This window comes from Marinobacter fonticola, from assembly GCF_008122265.1.
GTDB lineage: Bacteria > Pseudomonadota > Gammaproteobacteria > Pseudomonadales > Oleiphilaceae > Marinobacter_A > Marinobacter_A fonticola.
This window is the reverse complement of the sequence record NZ_CP043042.1, coordinates 2,300,713-2,319,193: the sequence shown is the minus strand read 5'-3', so window position 1 is coordinate 2,319,193 and position 18,481 is coordinate 2,300,713. Positions and strand designations below refer to the sequence as shown.

At 57.3% G+C, this 18,481-nt stretch carries 14 protein-coding genes; 8 read left to right on the top strand and 6 right to left on the bottom strand.

What is annotated here, in order from left to right:
* Nucleotides 1-23 precede the first annotated feature (23 nt).
* Nucleotides 24-716: a GNAT family N-acetyltransferase gene (locus FXO11_RS10280; protein WP_148862887.1), complete on the top strand. Its 693-nt coding sequence runs from the start codon at nucleotides 24-26 to the stop codon at nucleotides 714-716.
* 72 nt (nucleotides 717-788) lie between these two features.
* Nucleotides 789-2,159, top strand: a complete 1,371-nt coding sequence (gene gorA / locus FXO11_RS10275) for a glutathione-disulfide reductase (protein WP_148862886.1) — start codon at nucleotides 789-791, stop codon at nucleotides 2,157-2,159.
* A gap of 28 nt (nucleotides 2,160-2,187) precedes the next feature.
* Here the strand turns inward: gorA and FXO11_RS10270 are convergent, their stop codons facing one another.
* From FXO11_RS10270 to FXO11_RS10260, 3 genes are all read right to left on the bottom strand, one after another.
* Nucleotides 2,188-4,182, bottom strand: a complete 1,995-nt coding sequence (locus FXO11_RS10270; RefSeq protein WP_148862885.1) for an ATP-binding protein — start codon at nucleotides 4,180-4,182, stop codon at nucleotides 2,188-2,190.
* Nucleotides 4,175-5,134, bottom strand: coding sequence for an ABC transporter substrate-binding protein (locus tag FXO11_RS10265; RefSeq protein WP_168203155.1), 960 nt, complete (start codon nucleotides 5,132-5,134; stop codon nucleotides 4,175-4,177). The genes FXO11_RS10270 and FXO11_RS10265 overlap by 8 nt, the downstream gene beginning before the upstream one ends.
* 97 nt (nucleotides 5,135-5,231) lie before the next feature.
* Nucleotides 5,232-7,319 carry a TonB-dependent receptor plug domain-containing protein gene (locus FXO11_RS10260; protein ID WP_227545846.1) on the bottom strand — a complete coding sequence of 696 codons (2,088 nt, stop codon included), beginning with the start codon at nucleotides 7,317-7,319 and terminating at the stop codon, nucleotides 5,232-5,234.
* Nucleotides 7,320-7,516: 197 nt separating this feature from the next.
* Here FXO11_RS10260 and FXO11_RS10255 point away from each other — a divergent pair, with 197 nt between their 5' ends.
* From FXO11_RS10255 to FXO11_RS10245, 3 genes are all read left to right on the top strand, one after another.
* A complete protein-coding gene (locus FXO11_RS10255) occupies nucleotides 7,517-8,212 on the top strand; it encodes a J domain-containing protein (RefSeq protein WP_148862883.1) in 696 nt (231 codons plus the stop codon).
* Nucleotides 8,213-8,267: 55 nt separating this feature from the next.
* Nucleotides 8,268-9,260 carry an LLM class flavin-dependent oxidoreductase gene (locus tag FXO11_RS10250; protein ID WP_148862882.1) on the top strand — a complete coding sequence of 331 codons (993 nt, stop codon included), beginning with the start codon at nucleotides 8,268-8,270 and terminating at the stop codon, nucleotides 9,258-9,260.
* Nucleotides 9,261-9,517: 257 nt separating this feature from the next.
* Nucleotides 9,518-9,763 carry a YdcH family protein gene (locus FXO11_RS10245; RefSeq protein WP_148862881.1) on the top strand — a complete coding sequence of 82 codons (246 nt, stop codon included), beginning with the start codon at nucleotides 9,518-9,520 and terminating at the stop codon, nucleotides 9,761-9,763.
* Between the two features lie 10 nt (nucleotides 9,764-9,773).
* On the opposite strand, the gene FXO11_RS10240 is transcribed toward FXO11_RS10245, so the two are convergent.
* Nucleotides 9,774-11,192: a peptidoglycan DD-metalloendopeptidase family protein gene (locus FXO11_RS10240; RefSeq protein ID WP_148862880.1), complete on the bottom strand. Its 1,419-nt coding sequence runs from the start codon at nucleotides 11,190-11,192 to the stop codon at nucleotides 9,774-9,776.
* A gap of 179 nt (nucleotides 11,193-11,371) precedes the next feature.
* Nucleotides 11,372-13,489 carry a putative bifunctional diguanylate cyclase/phosphodiesterase gene (locus FXO11_RS10235; protein WP_148862879.1) on the bottom strand — a complete coding sequence of 706 codons (2,118 nt, stop codon included), beginning with the start codon at nucleotides 13,487-13,489 and terminating at the stop codon, nucleotides 11,372-11,374.
* 253 nt (nucleotides 13,490-13,742) lie between these two features.
* Between FXO11_RS10235 and FXO11_RS10230 the strand changes: the two genes are divergently transcribed.
* The gene (locus tag FXO11_RS10230; RefSeq protein WP_148862878.1) at nucleotides 13,743-14,699 is read left to right on the top strand and encodes a Gfo/Idh/MocA family protein; all 957 of its coding nucleotides are present in this window, start codon (nucleotides 13,743-13,745) and stop codon (nucleotides 14,697-14,699) included.
* 38 nt (nucleotides 14,700-14,737) lie between these two features.
* Here FXO11_RS10230 and FXO11_RS10225 read toward each other — a convergent pair whose 3' ends face one another.
* Entirely contained in the window at nucleotides 14,738-15,715 is a 978-nt protein-coding gene (locus tag FXO11_RS10225; protein WP_148862877.1) for a LysR family transcriptional regulator, read from the bottom strand.
* A gap of 178 nt (nucleotides 15,716-15,893) precedes the next feature.
* On the opposite strand from FXO11_RS10225, the gene FXO11_RS10220 reads away from it, so the two are divergent.
* Both FXO11_RS10220 and FXO11_RS10215 read left to right on the top strand, forming a co-directional pair.
* A complete protein-coding gene (locus FXO11_RS10220; RefSeq protein ID WP_148862876.1) occupies nucleotides 15,894-17,084 on the top strand; it encodes an aldose epimerase family protein in 1,191 nt (396 codons plus the stop codon).
* A 279-nt stretch (nucleotides 17,085-17,363) separates the two neighbouring features.
* On the top strand, nucleotides 17,364-18,422 hold the full coding sequence (locus FXO11_RS10215) for an arabinose ABC transporter substrate-binding protein (protein WP_148862875.1): 1,059 nt from the start codon (nucleotides 17,364-17,366) through the stop codon (nucleotides 18,420-18,422).
* Nucleotides 18,423-18,481: the final 59 nt, after the last annotated feature.

Genomic DNA, 18,481 nt, shown 5'->3' with positions numbered 1-18,481 from the left:
GGCAACAGATCCGAGGTGAGCCCATGGTCTCCGACGCCCTTGAAGACAGTACTGAAAACGACGCGGAAAACGACACGGAAAACGCCGAACCCGTTGTTGTGCGTTTGGATAGCAGTGCCCTGAACGAGGCGAAATCCATTCTGTATAAGGCTTACCGCCACGAGCCCACGTTTCACTATCTTTTCGACCACCAGCGGCCCGGCTATGACAAGCGAGTGCGGGCCACCGTACGCGAACTCATCAGCCTCTATTTCGAGCTGGATCAGGATGCCATTGGTCTGATGCTAGGCGACACGCTCGTTGCGGTTGCTTTTCTGGGCGACCCCGAGCTGCGTCTCGATCTGGCGCATCAGTTTTCGTGGCGGATCCGGATGATGCTGACTGCGGGCTTCTCCTCGACCCGGCGCTATATCGATTATCATGAGCAAATTTGCGCCAAACTGCCTGACGAAGGTGTTCATCAGCTACCGTTGATGGGCGTGCATCCCAAGTATCAGGACCGGGGATACGGTCGCCTGCTGCTCGAAGCAGTAGAGCGCTTGTGCGAAGATAACCCCCGCGGCCAAGGGCTGGTGCTGGATACCGGCAACAGTCGCTATCTGCAATTTTACGAGTCCCTGGGCTTCCGCAACCTGGGGGAGGTCCAGATGGGGGACCTCCGGGAATATATTCTTTACCGCGACGTCTCGGCGCCCCTGAACGCGACCGTCCAGTAGTGGTTTCCGTTCAGTCCCAGTAGTGATTTAAAGGGCAGCGGTAGTAAACAGTAGCTGTAGCAAGGAGTCATTGTGTCGGAGAAGTTCGAATTTGATCTGGTGGTCATCGGCGCGGGTTCCGGTGGTGTGCGCCTGGCCCGTATGTCGGCCCAGCGTGGCGCCCGCGTTGCAGTCGTCGAGTCCCGCTACCTCGGGGGCACCTGCGTCAATGTGGGCTGCGTCCCCAAAAAACTTTTTGTCTATGGTTCTCACGTTGGCGAGGATATCGAAGATGCCGCTGGCTATGGCTGGTCGGTCCCCCGTGATCAGGTCAGCTTTGACTGGCCCAAACTGGTTGCCAATAAGAATACTGAGATCCATCGGCTCAATGGCATATACCAGCGGTTGCTGGAGAACGCAGGCGTCACGATCATAGAAGGGACCGCCCGCATCGAAGATCCGCACACGGTGGTGGTCGGGGAGCGCCGGATCTCGACCAGCCACGTTACGGTCGCGACTGGCAGCTGGCCGGTGATTCCCGATATCCCCGGCAAGTCGTGCATCCTCACCTCCAACGACATGTTCTATTTACCGCAGCTCCCCAGCGAAGCCGTGATCTGGGGTGGTGGTTATATTGGCGTCGAGTTTGCCGGTATCCTGGCCGGGTTAGGGGTTCGCACGACCCTGGTTTACCGCGGTGAACTGTTTCTGCGCGGTTTTGATGACGATATTCGCGAGTTCGTGGCAGAAGAGATGCGAAAAAAAGGTATCGAGCTTCGTTTTGGCACGACCATCAAAGCCATCAATCCCGAAGGTGCCCATTACAAACTGGAGCTCAGTGACGGCTCGGTTATGACGTCCGGGCTGGTCATGGCGGCGACCGGCCGTCGAGCGTTGGTGGACGGCCTGGGCTTGGATGACCTAGGGGTTCAGATGACGGCTTCCGGACATATCGAAGTCGATGACCATTTCCAGACCGCCGTGCCGTCTATAACCGCACTGGGCGATGTGATCGGCACGCCGCAACTCACGCCGGTTGCTTTGGGTCAGGCTATGGTACTTTCGCGCCGGCTATTTGGCGATGGAGAGGGCGCCATGGATTACACGGCTATTCCGACAGCGGTGTTCTGCCAGCCCAACATCGGTACGGTTGGACCGACTGAAGCGATGGCCCTGACAGAATACGGTCGCTTGCGCATCTACCGTTCCGCCTTTAAACCCATGAAACACACGCTTTCGGGGCGCGATGAACGCTGCCTGATGAAGCTGATTGTCGACGATGCCAGCGATCGCGTGGTGGCTGCCCATATGGTGGGGCCGGATGCGGGCGAAATCCTTCAGGGCCTGGCTGTAGCGATCAAGGCGGGCGCGACGAAGGCTGATTTCGATAGCACTGTGGGTATCCACCCCACATCCGCGGAAGAGTTCGTCACGATGCGCGAGCTCTCCCGTACCGTGGGTTAACGACCTGTTCGGACGTTGCCTGTGCCGGTCATTCGCCATCGATTCCGGTTTGGGATTCCGGCAGAGGCAACCAACGGTTAATGACGTTGCGTAGCTTTTCCTTTCTCACGGGTTTGGCCAGATAATCGTTCATTCCCGCCGATTTACAGGCGTGGTCCGTGCCGGGTAGGGCATCCGCAGTGAGCGCAATGATCGGTAACGGCTCCTTTTCGTGGGCCGCTTCCCAGGCGCGTATGGATCGTGTGGCCTCATAGCCGTCCATCACGGGCATCTGGCAATCCATAAGTATCAGATCGTAGGTGTGCCGGCCTCCGGTCACAAGATTGACGGCGACTTCGCCATCTTCGGCGCTGATGGTATGGAAGCCAAACTGTCTGAGTAGAGCACATGCGACCCGCTGGTTCACCTCATTATCCTCGACAATCAGGGCCAACGCGGTTTCCGCTGTTTTTTGACTTACAACGACACCAGCGTGGCGGCCCGGCAACGCGGCCTGCGGCGTGCTTACTGTCTCTTCTTCGGCGTCTGGGCTTTTCACCGCGCTGAACGGCAGTTCGAAGTAAAAGGCCGAACCCGCTCCGAGGTCGGTATCCACCCGAATATGGCCGCCCATCAACTCGATCAGTCGCTGCACCAGCGCCAACCCCATGCCCGTGCCGCCATAACGGCGCGAAGAGGAACTGTCCACTTGTTCAAAGCTGTTGAAGATCCCCGAAAGATACTCGGACGGAATGCCCGAGCCCGAATCCCGTACCTCGCAGCTGAGGTAAATCGATTCACCTTCCACTTCCAGCCATTCGCTGCGGATACTGATGTGCCCTTCCTCGGTAAACTTGATGGCATTATCCAGTAATCCTGCCAGGACCTGGCGTAGGCGGCTTGCGTCGCCCTTGACCCGGCCAGCGTTTGGCCAGTTGCTGGAGAACCTTAGTTCGAGATCCAGCCCTTTGACCTCGCACTCATGTCGGTGAGTGGCTACGCAGTTCTCGATTAACTGACGCAGATCGAAGGTGCGATCCTCCAGGCTCAGGGTGCCGCGCTCTACCCGGGAGTAGTCGAGAATATCGCTGATCACCGTGAGCAAATCCTCGGTGGCCCGACGCGCGGTTTGGGTGTAGTCCTTCTGGCGCTCGGTCATCGGCTCGTCTGCCACCAGCTCAAGCATGCCCAAGACGCCGTTAAGGGGCGTGCGCAGCTCGTGGCTCATCATGGCCAGGAATTCGGACTTGGCGCGACTTGCCGATTCGGCGCGCTCGCGCGCGCCTTCCGAGGCTTCGAGGGTTTTCTCCCGAGACGCCTTGAGTTGCGAGAGATGATGAGCCAAGGCGCCGAGGTTATGTTCCAGTTCGCTGATTTCGGCGGCGACGTAGGCAGAATGTTCAGGTGCCCCATAGTGGCCGTCGATCAATTTCTTGACGTTAGTGGTGAGTTTTAAGATAGGTCCCGATATACGGTGGGCGATTTGGTTGACGATCAGCAGCGTGACGATCAGCACTGAAACCGCCACTGCAAAGGAGGAAAAAATAATCTCCTGCCGTTGCGTTGTCAGCCGCGAGCCCGATACGGCGACTTCAACGGAGCCGATACGCAACGCACCCGAGTGGCTGGACAACCCTGGCTCGAACCAGTCGAGCTGATTGCCTCTTTCCATTTCGAGGGGCTGCTGCAGAATGTCGGAGCTGAATACGAAAAAGTCGTCATTATCGGCCGAAACATCTGTGCGAGATATCATACCGACCTGCTCGTCGCGCACATCCCAGATTTTTATCCAGGAGACGTCGCTGCGCTGCAGGGTGCGTTCGAGGATCTGCTTGAGCGCCAATTGGTTGCCGGAAACCACGGCATACTCCACTGCCGGTGCCAGGTTATCGGCCACCACCTGGGTTGACCGGAACAGATCACGGCGTACGTCGTCGAGTCTCACCGAGGTGAAAAATATCAGCAGCACGAAGAACATGAGAATCGCCGGCACGGTCCCCAGTAACAGCAGCTGTCGGTTTAGCGTGCGTTTTCGCTTAATCATGTCCCACCCCTGTTTGGCGCTCTTCCAACGCGCTCAGGTTTTCGACGAGGACATCCTTGTCCGGCAGTGGAATGTTCAGCGATCTTGCCACTTGCTGGTTAAATACCACTGAAAATCGCTCCGGGTAATGCGCATCGGGCAAGGTCGTGCCCTTAAGGAACTGATCGACGATAATGGCGGCCTGATCGATGAAGGCCTCAGTCGTCGTATAGCTTGAGGCTAGGGCGCCCGCCTGCACAAATGCCCGCTCCGGGCCGATCAGGATCCGATTATGCCGATAGGTCGTCAGCAGAATATGCTTGATAGTTTGCCGGTTATAGATCTCGGGGTCCGGCGTACCAAGCAGGAAGTCGCCGAAATTCAACGCGCGGCTCAACGTGGCGACGAGGTTTTCCGGATTTTTGACCGTGAATACCCGAAGCTCCAGTCTAAATGCCTTCAGCGTGTCCGCCAGCTCATGGTAAAGATGTTCTTCGCCGGCTTTGGCCAATACGGAGACGGTCGCCGCGTGGGGCAGGATTTGCCGGCCCAAAAGCGCTTGCCGCGCGAGGGGCGGGTCGAGATAGAGTGCGGAAACCGGCGCCCCCTGAAGGTTGTCGTATTGTTCGAACTGTTTTTGCGAGATCATCAAGGCCAAAACAGGCGGACGCGGCGCCTGCTGGATAACGTCGTTAAGCGCAGCAGGCCCCAGGGTAACGACCAGCGTTCGAGGCGATGCAGAGCCCGCTTGCGCAGAATAGGGCGCGATAGCCGTACCCGGAGATAGCGCCTCCCGCAGCCGGTCAATAAACAGCGCGTTGAATGATCGGTTATCGGAGCCTGCGATAAATATGTCGGGTGTTTCGACAGGTTTAGACGACGATGCCGTCTCCTGGGCGAGCGCTGGCCTTAGGGTAAACACGGTCAGCATCGCGATTAACAGAATACCCCAAGGCCTCGCCCTGCCGCTCATACAGCGCCACGTTGCCATTAATAGGTTGAGCCCTGAATGTAATGCCATACCTGCCTTGGTCTTGCGTTACTGCATCCGGTTGATCGCTTGCCGGCCGTTAAAATCTTAGTCCTGCTTCAATATAGAACTGATTCCGGTCTTCGATAATGTTGTCTTCGCTCTGTGGCGGCTCGTCGTCGAGATAGTGCTGCATGACGAACGCCAGATCATAGCTGAACCTGGGTTGATGGAACGCCTTGGCCAGACGAAAGTCCAGTCGCTGGAACTGATTGCGTTTCAGGCTATCCATCCAGTAAAACGCCGTTGCCGACGTAATATGGAAAGGATAGCTCTGGATCCAGGCCACGCTACCGGAATGTTGCACGGTCAGACGACTTTCGAGGTCAATAAACTTTTGCTTCTTTTTGGGCGTCAGCGGGGGTGTCTGTGGCTCGCCCCGGTATTCACCGTCCTGGTCCATGTAGGCATAGGTCGCCCGAAGCTGAGTCTCGCGGAATTGAACGGAGGTCTCTACCTCAAAGCCTTGCTGGTCCAGCGCTACGTTATTGTCGAGGTTCCAGTCTTCCGGGCTGAGAAAGCCGCTGATGACATCGCGGATGTGGTCGTGAAAGTATTTGACTTCAAGCGACAATAGCCCATTGCCTAAGCGCTTCTGACCAAAATAGCTGATTTCCCTTGAGATAATGCGCTCTTCCTTAAACGGATCGAGGTTCTCGTAAGTGGCTATTCCGTCGAGAAAACGCTCGCCCTCCAGCTCGCCATAAACATCCGCAGGTTGGACATTATGCATGCGATAGCCCCAATCGGCGTTTTGCTCGAAGGTACTGGGAATGCGCACGGCCTCGGAATAGACGAAGCGGAGCGTATGGTTTTCCGCGAGTTGGATATTGGCGGCCACTCGTGGCGAAAAGAAGCCTTCATCCAGATTGGAGGTGGTTTCCCAATTGCCGCCGATGTTGAGGGTCAGGCGTTCAATGGGGGTATATTCCAGATTCCCGAACGCACGAAACTGGTAGTTGTTCTCTTTGCCGTTGAAATAGGTATCGGATTCGACACGGTCTTCGCGATAACCCATGCCGGATACGAGCCGAACGTCTTGGGTGAAGCTAAAGGTATCCTGCAGCTCGAACTCAAGGCGGGATTCCTCGATATCCTGGTTGGTCGTGAAGCAGTAAGCAACGTCCTCCGGGCACCAGCGCCAGGACTGGTTGCGGTCGTAACTCTGATAACTCGTTTGCAAGTGGAGGAAGTGACGTGCCGAGGCAACCACATTCCACCGTGCCTGAACGTAGTAATCCTCAACCTCGATATCAGGCTGAGTTTCGTAATCGCCTGTCTTAAAACGGTCTTCCTCGTCGATCCCTTCGATAATACCGAGGCGGACTTCGATACTATCGCCGCCACTTAGCGGTTTTATCGCGTCGTAGTTCACCAGGTCGAAGGCGTAGCCGTCGTGAAAGGGGATTTCTTCGCCGCCCTCGACCTGTTTGTCGAACCCTTTGTCCTCCCGGCGCTCGTAGGCGAGGCGCCATTGGTAATCGTCCGCGACATTACCGACCGACCCATAAAGCGACTTGTAACCGTCGGCGCCAAAACGCGTGCGTACGTTAGCCCCATCGGTGACGGCCGGCGATTTGGTGATGATGTTGATCGTGCCGAGGAAGGCGTTAATGCCGTAGGCCGCTGCATTCGGACCACGGCTGATTTCGATACGCTCGATACTTTCCAGCGCGACCGGCATCGCCTGCCATTCGACGCCCGCCAAGTTGGGTTGATAGGCGGTACGCCCGTCGATTTGAACCTGCAATCGACGCTGATCGTAGGCAACCGTGCCATGGTAGCTGGTGACCGGCTTATTGCTGCCAACCCGCGCCACGGTCATCCCCGGTACGAGACGAAACACCTCCACCAAGCTGCGAATCCCTAACTGCCGAATAAGCTCGCCCTGGATAATGGTCGTGGTACCCGGCACCCGCGATTTGGGCTGACGTAGTTTGGTCGTGGTCAGAACCTCGGGCATCGGTTCTTCCAAAACGAAATCGTAAGCGTTGCTGAAATCGGAAGACTCTATCTGGCCGTCGCCGTCGGGGATGGCGGAAAATGGCGTGTTATCCTGCGCGTGAACTTGAAGGGCGAATCCTGTAAATAGGAAGGAAACCGCTCCATACTTGAAAAGTAAGGGCATCGTCGTTATTTCTCTGATCATTCTAAGCCGAGCGTGTGGCGGAGTCGCTTGCTTAATGTGGCGGAAAACCAATTACAGAAGCGACATGCCTAATTATTATTAGGGCCAAAAAAGGCCGCATTACAAGTTTGTCATAGTAGTGGAGTCGGCGTCGGCTGTCTCTGGCCATTTCGCCTAATTTTTCCGGAGTTTTCATTATGACGTGCTGGGAAGTTCTCGGTATCAGCCCTACAAACGATCGCGACCGTATCGAGCAGGCCTATGAGTCGCAGAAAAAGTTCGCCGCCGGCGATAGCCTGAGCGATCTGGACCAGGCGCGCGACGAGGCGTTTCGACAAGCCGGCTTCGATGTGCCGCAGCGAACCCCGGACAGCGGCGACGCCTTCGGAAGCACCGACGAAGCGCCTCGCGGCGACAGCAGACCCGCTGGCGTTGCGCTCAACGCAGAAGATCAGCAAGTCGTTCGTGAGGTGGTCATTCAGGTCGACGCCATGCTCAACGATTCCTATCGGCGCCGTGATCCGCAGATCTGGCGAGCCATTCTGACCGAACCGCCAGCGGACCAGGACCACATCCGTGAGGCCGTTGGCGATGCGCTGTACCCCCGTGTAAAGCCGCACCTGGACGAGGGCGAATTGCCGGAGCCGGTGGTGGCCTTTCTGGCCCAGTGGCTGGGTTGGCCGGAGTTCGAAGCGGCGGTCCACAACGAAAATAGCTCATCGAACGATCCGTTCGACGATCCGGTACATCGCGGCTCATCGACTGACAACGGCGATGATTCCCAGCCGCGCGAGAAGCGTCAGCCGATGCCCAATTTCTGGCCCGCCGTTATCGGCTGGGTCGCAGGCCTGGTGATCCTGACCAGTGTGTTCAGCAACCTACTGGGTTCTTGAACGCGGTCCCAGGACCTTTATCGTATACACCCTGTATCGACATTAAGGAGTCAACGTGCGCGCATTTTCCCTGCTCGATCTCTCCCCGATTACGGAAGACAGCGATGCGCGACAGGCGCTGCTTAATTCCCGGGACCTTGCTCAACATGCGGAGAGGCTCGGCTACAAACGCTTCTGGATGGCCGAACATCACAACATGACCGGTATCGCCAGTGCGGCGACCGCAGTGGCTCTGGGATTCGTTGCTGAAGGAACCCGGCATATTCGCATCGCTTCAGGCGGGGTCATGCTGCCTAATCACTCGCCGCTGGTCATTGCCGAACAGTTCGGCACCCTGGCTGCGCTCTATCCGGATAGGGTGGATTTAGGGTTAGGTCGAGCGCCGGGTACCGATGGCGCAACAATGATGGCCTTGCGTCGCGATCAGGTGAATGGCGCCAACCAGTTTCCCCAGGACGTGCAGGAGTTGCTGCATTACTTCGAGCCGGAGCAGCCAGGCCAGCGCGTCAAAGCCGTGCCTGGGATGGGGCTGAGAGTGCCGGTATGGCTATTAGGCTCAAGCCTGTATAGCGCACAGCTCGCGGCGGCACTGGGACTACCGTTCGCGTTCGCTTCCCACTTTGCTCCGGACATGCTCGGGGAGGCCCTGCATGTCTACAGGGCGCGTTTTGAACCCTCTCAATATCTCGATGCGCCGTACGCGGCCGCCGGTATTAATGTATTTGCCGCGGATACCGATGATGCAGGCCGACGACTCATGACCTCGTTGGAGCAGCAATTCGTCGCCCTCAGACGAGGCACGCCAGGACCCCTGAAACCACCCGTGAACGACCCGGCGGAGGTCGCTTCAGTGCTGGAGCGCAAACAGGTGGGACAGGCGCTCGCCGAGAGCGCGGTGGGTTCAAAAGCGAGCGTAGCAACTTGGATCGACCGCTTTTTAGACCGCACCCAGGTCGATGAGCTGATTGTAACCGGCCAGATTTATGACCATCAGGCACGGAAGACGTCGTTTGAGATCGCTGCCGAGATTCTGCAGCAGCATAAATAATAAATACTGGACGCGACACCATGATCGTAGCGGTCGAGCCATGCGCTTTGGCTCCGCGCATTGTCCGGGAATAACGCTGGCCCAGGAAAGGCCGCCGAGGGAGGAAACGGTCAGGGGCAGTGGAGAGCGGCAGCAGGATTAACATGTGTTATAGCCCGGCATGCGCAAGCGTCGTGGATGCTATGCTTGGGTTGATGGCAGCAAAGCGCTTGGGCCATCAGTCGTATGGACAAGCCCACGAGGATAGGAGGGTAATCATGTCGATCAGTGATCACGCACTGCACAAAGATTTTCCGGAGTACAAGGATCTGATTCGCGAGCTACGCGGTTCGGATTTACAGTTTAAGGAGCTCTGTGACCACTACGACAAGCTGGATAAGTCTATTCGCGGGCTTGAGCACCGTGAAGTTCCTACCGACGACACGCACTTCCTGGACATGAAGAAGGAGCGTGCCCACCTCAAGGATACGCTCTACACGAAGCTTACAAGCCATCAGGCTTAAGGCACGCCACTCAATGATAGCGACACTGACCCGGACGTTTGCATAGCGTCGTCCAGTCTTGTTGGGGGCCGGAGGCGGCTTCGCCAATAGCCCCGGCTCCCCGGGCGAACTGTGCCGGCATCTGGCTGGGTACCTTCAACTGTGCCATTTGGTGCCGGATCCGTCCCTTGAATGCGGCCATACCGGATTCCGGAACCTGGGCGGACGTTGGGATCTTCGCTGTCAACGGGTTGACCGGGTGTCGCTTCACATGGAATTCAAAATGCAGGTGAGGTCCGGTTACTCTGCCGGTTGCACCTGACAAGGCAATCTTCTTCCCGCGTTTGATTACCTGGCCCCGCTTGACGAGGATTCTGCTCAGGTGCAGGTAACGGGTTTTGAAGGCGCCGCTGTGTTCAATCTCGACGTATTTCCCGGCGTAGGGATGATTGCCGATACGAGACACAATGCCGTCGCCCGTGCTTACGATAGGCGTACCCGGCGGTGTCGCCAAGTCCACGCCGTTGTGGGGAGCGCGTCGGCCAGTGACCGGATGCAGACGGTAAGGATCGAAAGACGAACTGATCCGATAACGGTGCTTGGTGGGATAGCGCAGAAAAGCGGGCGTGACGCTTTCGCCACTCTGGTCGTAATAGTTTCCATCGGAATGCAGGAAGGCGTAGTAGGGCCGGGCGCCTCGATGCAAAACGATGGCCTCGATACGGCTGTTGCCGGTGGCTTCGGTCGCTGTCATTTCTTCGCCGACAACAACCGAAAAGGTATCGCCGGCTCGCAAATCCCGGCGAAAGTTCAGCTTGTTTTTCAAAAGCTGGCTCACTTGCGCAACTTGCCCCTTGTGTAAGCCGGCCTCGAGACCCGACGCATAGAAACTGCCCTGAATGTCGCCTGAGATTAGAACCGTATGCCAGCGCATCGGTTCAGTCACCAGTTCGTGCTCGAAATCGCCGCCATCCAGCCGCGAGTAGCTCACTGTCCGGCCTGGATCCAATTCCAATTCAACGGATTGCAACTGATTATTCACGTCGAACGTGAAGGTCAACAAGGTGCCCGGCTGCAACGTTTCAAGAGCAAGGAATTCGGCGTCCGCCGCCAATAACTGATGCAAGGTTTTCGCGGCTACGCCGTGAACTTCAAAGATTTCGCTGAGGGTATCGCCAGGCTGGATCTCATAGACCTCGGTAGTGGGCTGCGGCTCCATGGCCGCCGCAAAGGCGTTTTTTTGCTCTTCGGCAACCGGCATCGCCATTACCGGTAATTGAATCGGCTCTTGGTTCACTCCGGACAGCCGGTCATCGGGGAAGGTCTCGACGGGGACTGAAACTGCGCTGGAGGTATCCGAGCGCCAGAAAAACATCAGGGTCAAGACACAGACCACCGCGAGAACAAGGACGTGCCGGGTGTTGCGGGACAAATTGAAAAATAAAGACATTAGGATCGCTAAATCTATCTGAGAACTAGTAAAAACGACTGACGCGGGCATATCCGCGTCAGCCAGTGCGAAGGATACCTGCGGTAGCCCGGACCGCATAGTGAGAAGTCAACGACGCCGGCAAATCAGGTCGAAAAAATGGTTCGATGCTTGCCAGTCTGGTAGCCGCTAAATGTGGTTTAGTGAAATGCACGCCCGCTTTTTAGCAGCAGCTCCATGGAGACGGCCGGCATTGGATGCGAAAACAGGAATCCTTGGGCGTAGTCACATCCGGCTTCTTTCAGCCAGTCACGCTGCGCTTCAGTCTCGACGCCTTCGGCCACCACCTGCAGTCCCAGTTTATGAGCCATAACGACAATGGTCTCGGCAATCGCCTTGTTGCTGGGGTTCGTACCGTCATCCCTGACAAAGGACGGGTCGATCTTGAGATAGTTGATATCGAATCGCTTGAGGTAAGCCAGGGATGAATAACCGGTGCCGAAATCGTCCAGCGCGAGTTGAATGCCAGCCTTGTGGAGCGTTGAGAAACGCTCGTCGAGGTGAGCTGAATCCTGCAGGAAAACGCTCTCCGAGAGTTCGACCGCGATAGACGTACTTGATTCGGCAAAGGCGCCCAAGTGCGGCTCCCATGGCTTGATATGATCGTTATGCATGAACTGCAACGGAGAGGTGTTGATCGTCACCTGAAACGGTTCCTGAGAAAGCATACCCCAGTGTTGGACATCGGCGGCAACTTCCGAAAATACCCAGTTCTCAAGCGTTTCCATCAGACCGGCTTCTTCAGCCAGCTCGAGAAATTCGCCGGGAGCGAGCAAACCCCGCACAGGGTGATGCCAACGCAACAGGGCTTCGGCCTTTGCAATACGCCCTGTCTTCAAGTCGACAATCGGCTGATAGTGGAGGCACAACTCACCCTTCTCCGGTGCCGCCCGGAGGTAGCCTACAAGCTCCTGACGAGCCGTTACGGCGTGAGCCATGACGTCTTCGAAAAAACAGAGTTGATTGCGCCCGGCGCTCTTGGCCAGGTACATCGCTTGGTCCGCATTGTTCATCAACTGTTTGACGGTTTGCGCATCATTGGGGAGCAGCGTGATACCGATGCTACCGGAAATCGTTACACCATCATTATTCAAATAGAATGGCTTCGCCAGGTCCCGGAGAATGCTGCTGGCGATCTGCTCGACGTCTTCGCGGGAGCCCGCATTGAGCAACAGCACGGTAAACTCATCGCCGCCAAGGCGGGCAACCGTGTCGCTCTGTCGTATATGGGACTCTATCCTCCGGGCAACGATCTGTAGTAGGCGATCCCCCGCATCGTGCCCCAGTTGATCGTTGACTTCCTTGAAACGATCCAGGTCGATAAACAGCACGGCAAATGGCTCGCCGGTGCGTACGGAGTGGCTGGCGTGTTGGTTGAGCCGATCAATGAATAGGCGCCGGTTGGGTACATCGGTCAAGTGGTCATAATTCGCGTGATGCCATATTGTCGCTTCGGACTGCTTGCGTTCGGTAACGTCGTGCGCGATGCCTGAAACTGCTTCGACATTATCGTGGGCATCCAATACGGGCGAATAGACATACTCGAAGTGGCGTGCGCGTTCGGCGTGTGCGCCAATCTCGATGTCGCCGCGCACTTCCTTTTTACTGGAAATGACCTGTTGTAGCGGGTCCAAGCCGTTGTATGACGTATGCAGCTTGAACTCTTCGAATTTTCGGCCCACCAGTTCGGTTCGTGTTAAGCCACAGAGATCGGCCATGGTTCGGTTTGCATAAAGGAAGCGACCATCGAGACCCAACACGCAACACGGGTCGGGGAGGGATGCAAGCATCGTTTCGAACAGCCGGCCCTGCTTTTCCTTTTCATGGGCATAGCGGTCTACCGATTCGACCAGCGCCTGATCAATCGCTTCGTAGAAACGAACGATATCGTCAACGTCGGCCGTCTCTAGCTCCGTCCTACCCCCTTTCTGCCAGAGTTGGATAATGGTGGTTCTCAACGCTCTAAATTCCGTCGCGACCTGTACAATGTCGGCACCCAGGTCCTGCCGCTCAGCGCCATGAATCTGAGCCGACGTCTCACTCTCGGGCCTCGGGCCGAAACCTTGAGAACGTTCATTTTGTTCAAGCTCGGTCAGCGGCCGCTCCATATCGGCTGTAATGCCCATTAGCATATGGCGAACGTGGTCACGCAACTCGTCCCGGGTGTAGTTCCTGTCCGGGAGAATGGCGGCTGCGTTCTTTTCCCACGCCTGGAGAATCTCCTCTAAACTTGAACGGATAAAGTCCGTTAGCCTCATATCCTTTGACCTCATCGAAGTCTGGGCTGGTGAGTCTACTGTGATAGCTCGCGGAACCGGACGCAAAAAAATCCCATACTTGGTGTTTCCGGAAGACCGCGACTTTCTGCATTCCGAGGCACAAACAAGCCTAACTGGGAGGGTAAGCTGGGCTGATTGCAGAATCGATATCAATGCTTATCCAAATCGCTATTAGAACATAAGCCATTTCATCGTTATGGTTAGGCTTCGGTTTTTTCAGAGTAAGTCCACTATGTTTGCTACCAGTGCGGGGTCCGCCATCAAATTGGGTATTGTCGGTTTCGGCAAAATCGCTCAAGACCAGCATTTTCCGGCTCTTAGGGATAACCCCGCCTACCAGCTCAAGGCTGTCGCCGATCCAGGTGGCAATGCGCCGGAGGGCGTTGCCCACTTTCCAACGCTCGAGGCAATGCTGGAAGCCGTTCCGGATCTCGACGCCGTCAGCCTTTGTGTGCCGCCGTCCGTGCGCTATTCACTGGCCTGCCGGGCATTGGCGCAAGACAAGCACGTTATGCTGGAAAAGCCGCCGGGCACGACACTGGGCGAGGTCGATGCCCTGCGTCGCCAGGCTGAATCCGCGGGTAAGACGCTGTTCGCGGCCTGGCATTCGCGGTTCGCGCCCGCCGTAGAACCTGCGCGGGCATGGTTGGCCAGTCAGAAGGTGCGCCGCGTCGAAATCGAGTGGAAGGAAGATGTTCGCGTCTGGCACCCGAATCAGGATTGGATCTGGGAACCCGGCGGAATGGGCGTCTTCGATCCGGGCATCAATGGTTTGTCGATCGCGACCGCTATCCTGGCCGATGGGTTCTTTCTGCGTCAGGGTGTCCTGGAAGTGCCATCCAACCGGCAGACACCGATTGCAGCCAACCTGAGCTTCGAAAGCATCGCCGGTTATCCGGTGACCGCCAGTTTCGATTCCCGCCAGACCGGACCGCAGCTTTGGGATATCCACGTCATCACCGAAGAAGGGCGTTTGACGCTGTCCAAGGGCGGTAGCCAGCTGTTTATCGATGGAACGCTACGGCATGACGACGAGGAACGGGAGTATCCGGGTCTTTACCAGCGCTTTGCCGAGCTTGTGGATTCCGCGAGCATCGAGGTGGATACCACGCCGCTGCAGCACGTTGCGGATGCCTTTCTGCTTAGCGAGCGAATGACTGTGGATCCCTTTTATTGGCACAAGTCCTAACTATTGGGACAAGCTCTAACTATTGGGATAAACCTTGGTTATTGGAATAACCCCTGAGCCCCGTCCAACGCTCCAGTATCGGTTTCGCTGATGATTCCCCGCAAGGTGTCCAGTAAGGCGGCGGCACCGGGGGAGAGGCGCTTGTCCCGCAGGCTAACCAGGCCATAGGGTTGCACCCGGATGGGTTCACCAAAGGGAAGGATACTGAAACGCTGGGGCGCACAGACCATTTCCGCCACTTGCCGGGTCGTCACGGTGAGCGTATCTGACTTGTCCACCAGTGCCAGAGAAACCAGGAAATCCGGCGTGTCCACGATGTATTTCGGCGGCTCCGCGCCATGATGCAGAAACAAGTTATCGACCCGCTGACGCAGTAGGGCGCCTGGCGGCTGCAGTGACCAGGGATAGGCGGTCAGATTCTCCAGGCGCGTTGGAGTGTCAGTCATGGCCGGATGGCCCTCGCGGCAGACAATACAGATATCTTCCTCGCCGATTTCCTCGAAAACAAAACGCTCGGCGGTAAATCCTTCCGGAATCCGGCTAACCACGAAATCGAACTCGCCCTCGATCAGTCGCGGCACCAGCCGCTTACTCACGTCCACGTCGATCCGCACCTTGAGCCCTGGCAAAGCCCGGTGTACCCGCTCCACTGCACTGGTGAGAATGGTGACGGCGGGCGCCATCACCGCGCCCACAGCCACGACACCGGCATTGCCCTGACGCATGGCGTTGATTTCCTCACCCGTGTGGTTGAGCTGGGAAACGATGCTACGTGCGTGACGCACCATGACTTCGCCATACCAGTTCGGGGTCATACCCCGCGGATGGCGGTCGAACAACACCACATCCAGCTGAACCTCCAGATCGTTCAGCAATTTTGACGCCGCCGGCTGGTTCATGGACAGGCTCTCGGCCGCGCGGTGCAGGTTGCGGTGCTCGTCGATGGCGAGGAAGAGCTGGAGGTGCCGCATCTTGAGCCGGGCGCGTAGAAACCAGTCGTCGTTGAGTCTTGCCATGGGCGGGCCTGCCTTACTGATAACTGAACGAGTATCGAATAACCGCTAAAACAGTATTAGTCGGTTATCGCCCGCTAGTCTAACGTGATTTTGGGCTTGTGCGCGTCACAGGGCTCACAACCGATTCTTCGAACAACAACAGATTGCATCAGCAATCGTCTATGCAGGAGCTTATAACATGACATGGAAAACGCCTTTCCCTTACCTGGCCCTGGGCGCTAGCCTGGGTCTCTTATTTGCCGCAGGTTCAATCCATGCTGACGGGAACAAAACGATGAACGATCTGGAGTCCGTAAAGCGGTCGAGCTTCGGCGCCTTGCCGGATGGACGCAAGGCCGATCTCTACCGCATCGTCAACGCCAACGGCGTGGAAATGCGGGTGACCAACTACGGCGGCATCGTCACGTCGCTGTGGACGCCCGATGCCAGCGGGCAGTTTGACGATATCGTGCTGGGTTTCGACAACCTCGAGGGCTATCTTTCCGATGCCTATATGACATCCAACCCCTATTTCGGGGCGTTGATCGGTCGCTATGGCAACCGGATCGCCGGCGGAGCGTTCGAGCTAAACGGTGAAACTTTCGAGCTGGCCACCAACAACGGCCCCAACCATCTGCATGGTGGCGACAAGGGGTTCAACCGGGAGCTCTGGGAAGCCAAGCCGTTCGAGAACGAGCAGGGCGCCGGTCTTGTGCTGACCTACGCCAGCGCGGACGGCGAAGAAGGCTATCCCGGCAAGCTGGAAGTCGAGGTCACCTACACCCTGACCGACAACAACGAACTGGCCATCGACTACCGGGCAACCACCACCAAGGCGACCCCGGTCAACCTGACCCAGCACAGCTATTTCAATCTCCAGGGCGAGGGCAGCGGCAGTATTCTCGATCACCGGTTGACGATCAACGCGGATGCGTTTACGCCGGTGGACAAGACGCTGATTCCCACGGGTGAAATAAGACCGGTCGAGGGGACGCCGTTTGATTTCACCAAGGCTACGGCGATTGGCGACCGGATCGACAACGACAATCAGCAACTGGCTTTCGGGCAAGGCTACGATCACAACTTCGTGCTTGATCGCGCATCGGCAGCAGACGACACACTCGTCCTGGCCGCCCGGGTGATCGAGCCGGACAGCGGTCGGGTGATGGAGGTGGCCACCACCGAACCGGGGATCCAGTTCTACTCCGGCAATTTCCTCGATGGCACGCTGACCGGTAAATCCGGTAGCGCCTACAAACACCGCTCGGGGTTTGCCCTGGAAACCCAGCATTATCCGGACTCGCCTAATCAGGAGGGCTTTCCGTCCACCATCCTTGAACCCGGCGAAACCTACGAGACCCGCACGGTCTATACGTTCTCCGTACGCTGAAGCCCTCCCTCTATCCCTTCCTTCGCCAGCTCTACGGAGCTGGCGCGCTTATCTTCGCCACCCAAGACGTCCACCCCAGCTTGTCGCTGCCCAACGTTAATCCGTCTCCCGCCTCAGCTCCAACCATGCTCTGACTGGACCGATAACAAAAAACATATCGGTAATAGCCAAAATTGGGATTTGTAGGATATCGATCCGCGACATAAGGTGAATCTGTCTTAAGGACGCATACCTGTGGAAACAACAACAACCGTGCCCACGAGCACACAGGAGACAGTGATGTTATTCCCTCGTACCCTCCGTACCTTCTGTACCTTCTGTACCTTTCGTACCTTTCAAACATTTCCTATTGTCCGTGCGCTTAAAGTACTGGCGTTTGGCGCCAGCCTCGCGTGCCTGCCGTTGTCCAGCGCTCACGCCGCGCAGGACGACGTCACCATCGGCTTTATCGTCAAGAAGCCCGAACAGGCCTGGTTCATCAACGAACAGCAGGCCGCCACCCAACTGGGCGAGAAGAAAGGCTTTGAAGTCGTCACCCTCTCCGGTGTGGATGGCCAGGAAGTCCTGTCAGCCATCGATAACCTCCACTCCCAGGGCGCACAAGGCTTTGTCATCTGTCCGCCGGATGTGCGTCTTGGCCCGGTGATCAAGCGCCGTGCAGAGCAATACGACATGAAAGTCGTCACCGTCGACGACCGTTTTCTGAATGCCGAAGGCGAACCCCTGCAGGACATACCGCATCTGGGCATGTCCGGCTACAAGATCGGCCAGCAAGTCGGCAACGCCCTCGCGGAGCAGATCGAGGCGCGCGGCTGGAACATGGACGATGTAGCCGCCCTGCGGATTACCAACTACGAGCTGCCGACCGCCAAGGAGCGTACCGACGGCGCGACGGATGCTCTCCTCAACGCCGGCTTCAAGAAAGACAACATCTTCGATGCACCGCAGCAGAACACCGATACCAGCAGCGCGTTTGCCGCCGCGTCGCCGGTGTTGTCCAAGCGGGGCGGCTTCAAGCATTGGGTGATCTTCGCGCTCAATGAAGAAAGCGTGCTGGGTGGCGTACGCGCCAGCGAGCAGTATGGCCTCGCGTCGGAAGATGTGATCGGTGTCGGTATTAACGGCTCCGGTGCCGCCTTCGCCGAATTCTCCCGGGAGAACCCCACCGGCTTCTTCGGCACCGTCGCGGTGAGCTCCACCATGCACGGCCGCGATAGTGCGCAGAACCTCTACAACTGGATCACGTCGGGCGAGAAACCGCAGGCGAACACGCAGACCACCGGCACGTTGATGACGCGCGATAACTGGAAGCAGGTCCGGGAAGAACTCGACCTCTAGGTTTCAGGCAGGCGCCGCACCGGGCGCCTGATCGTTCCGTCCACTCACTATCGGAGCCC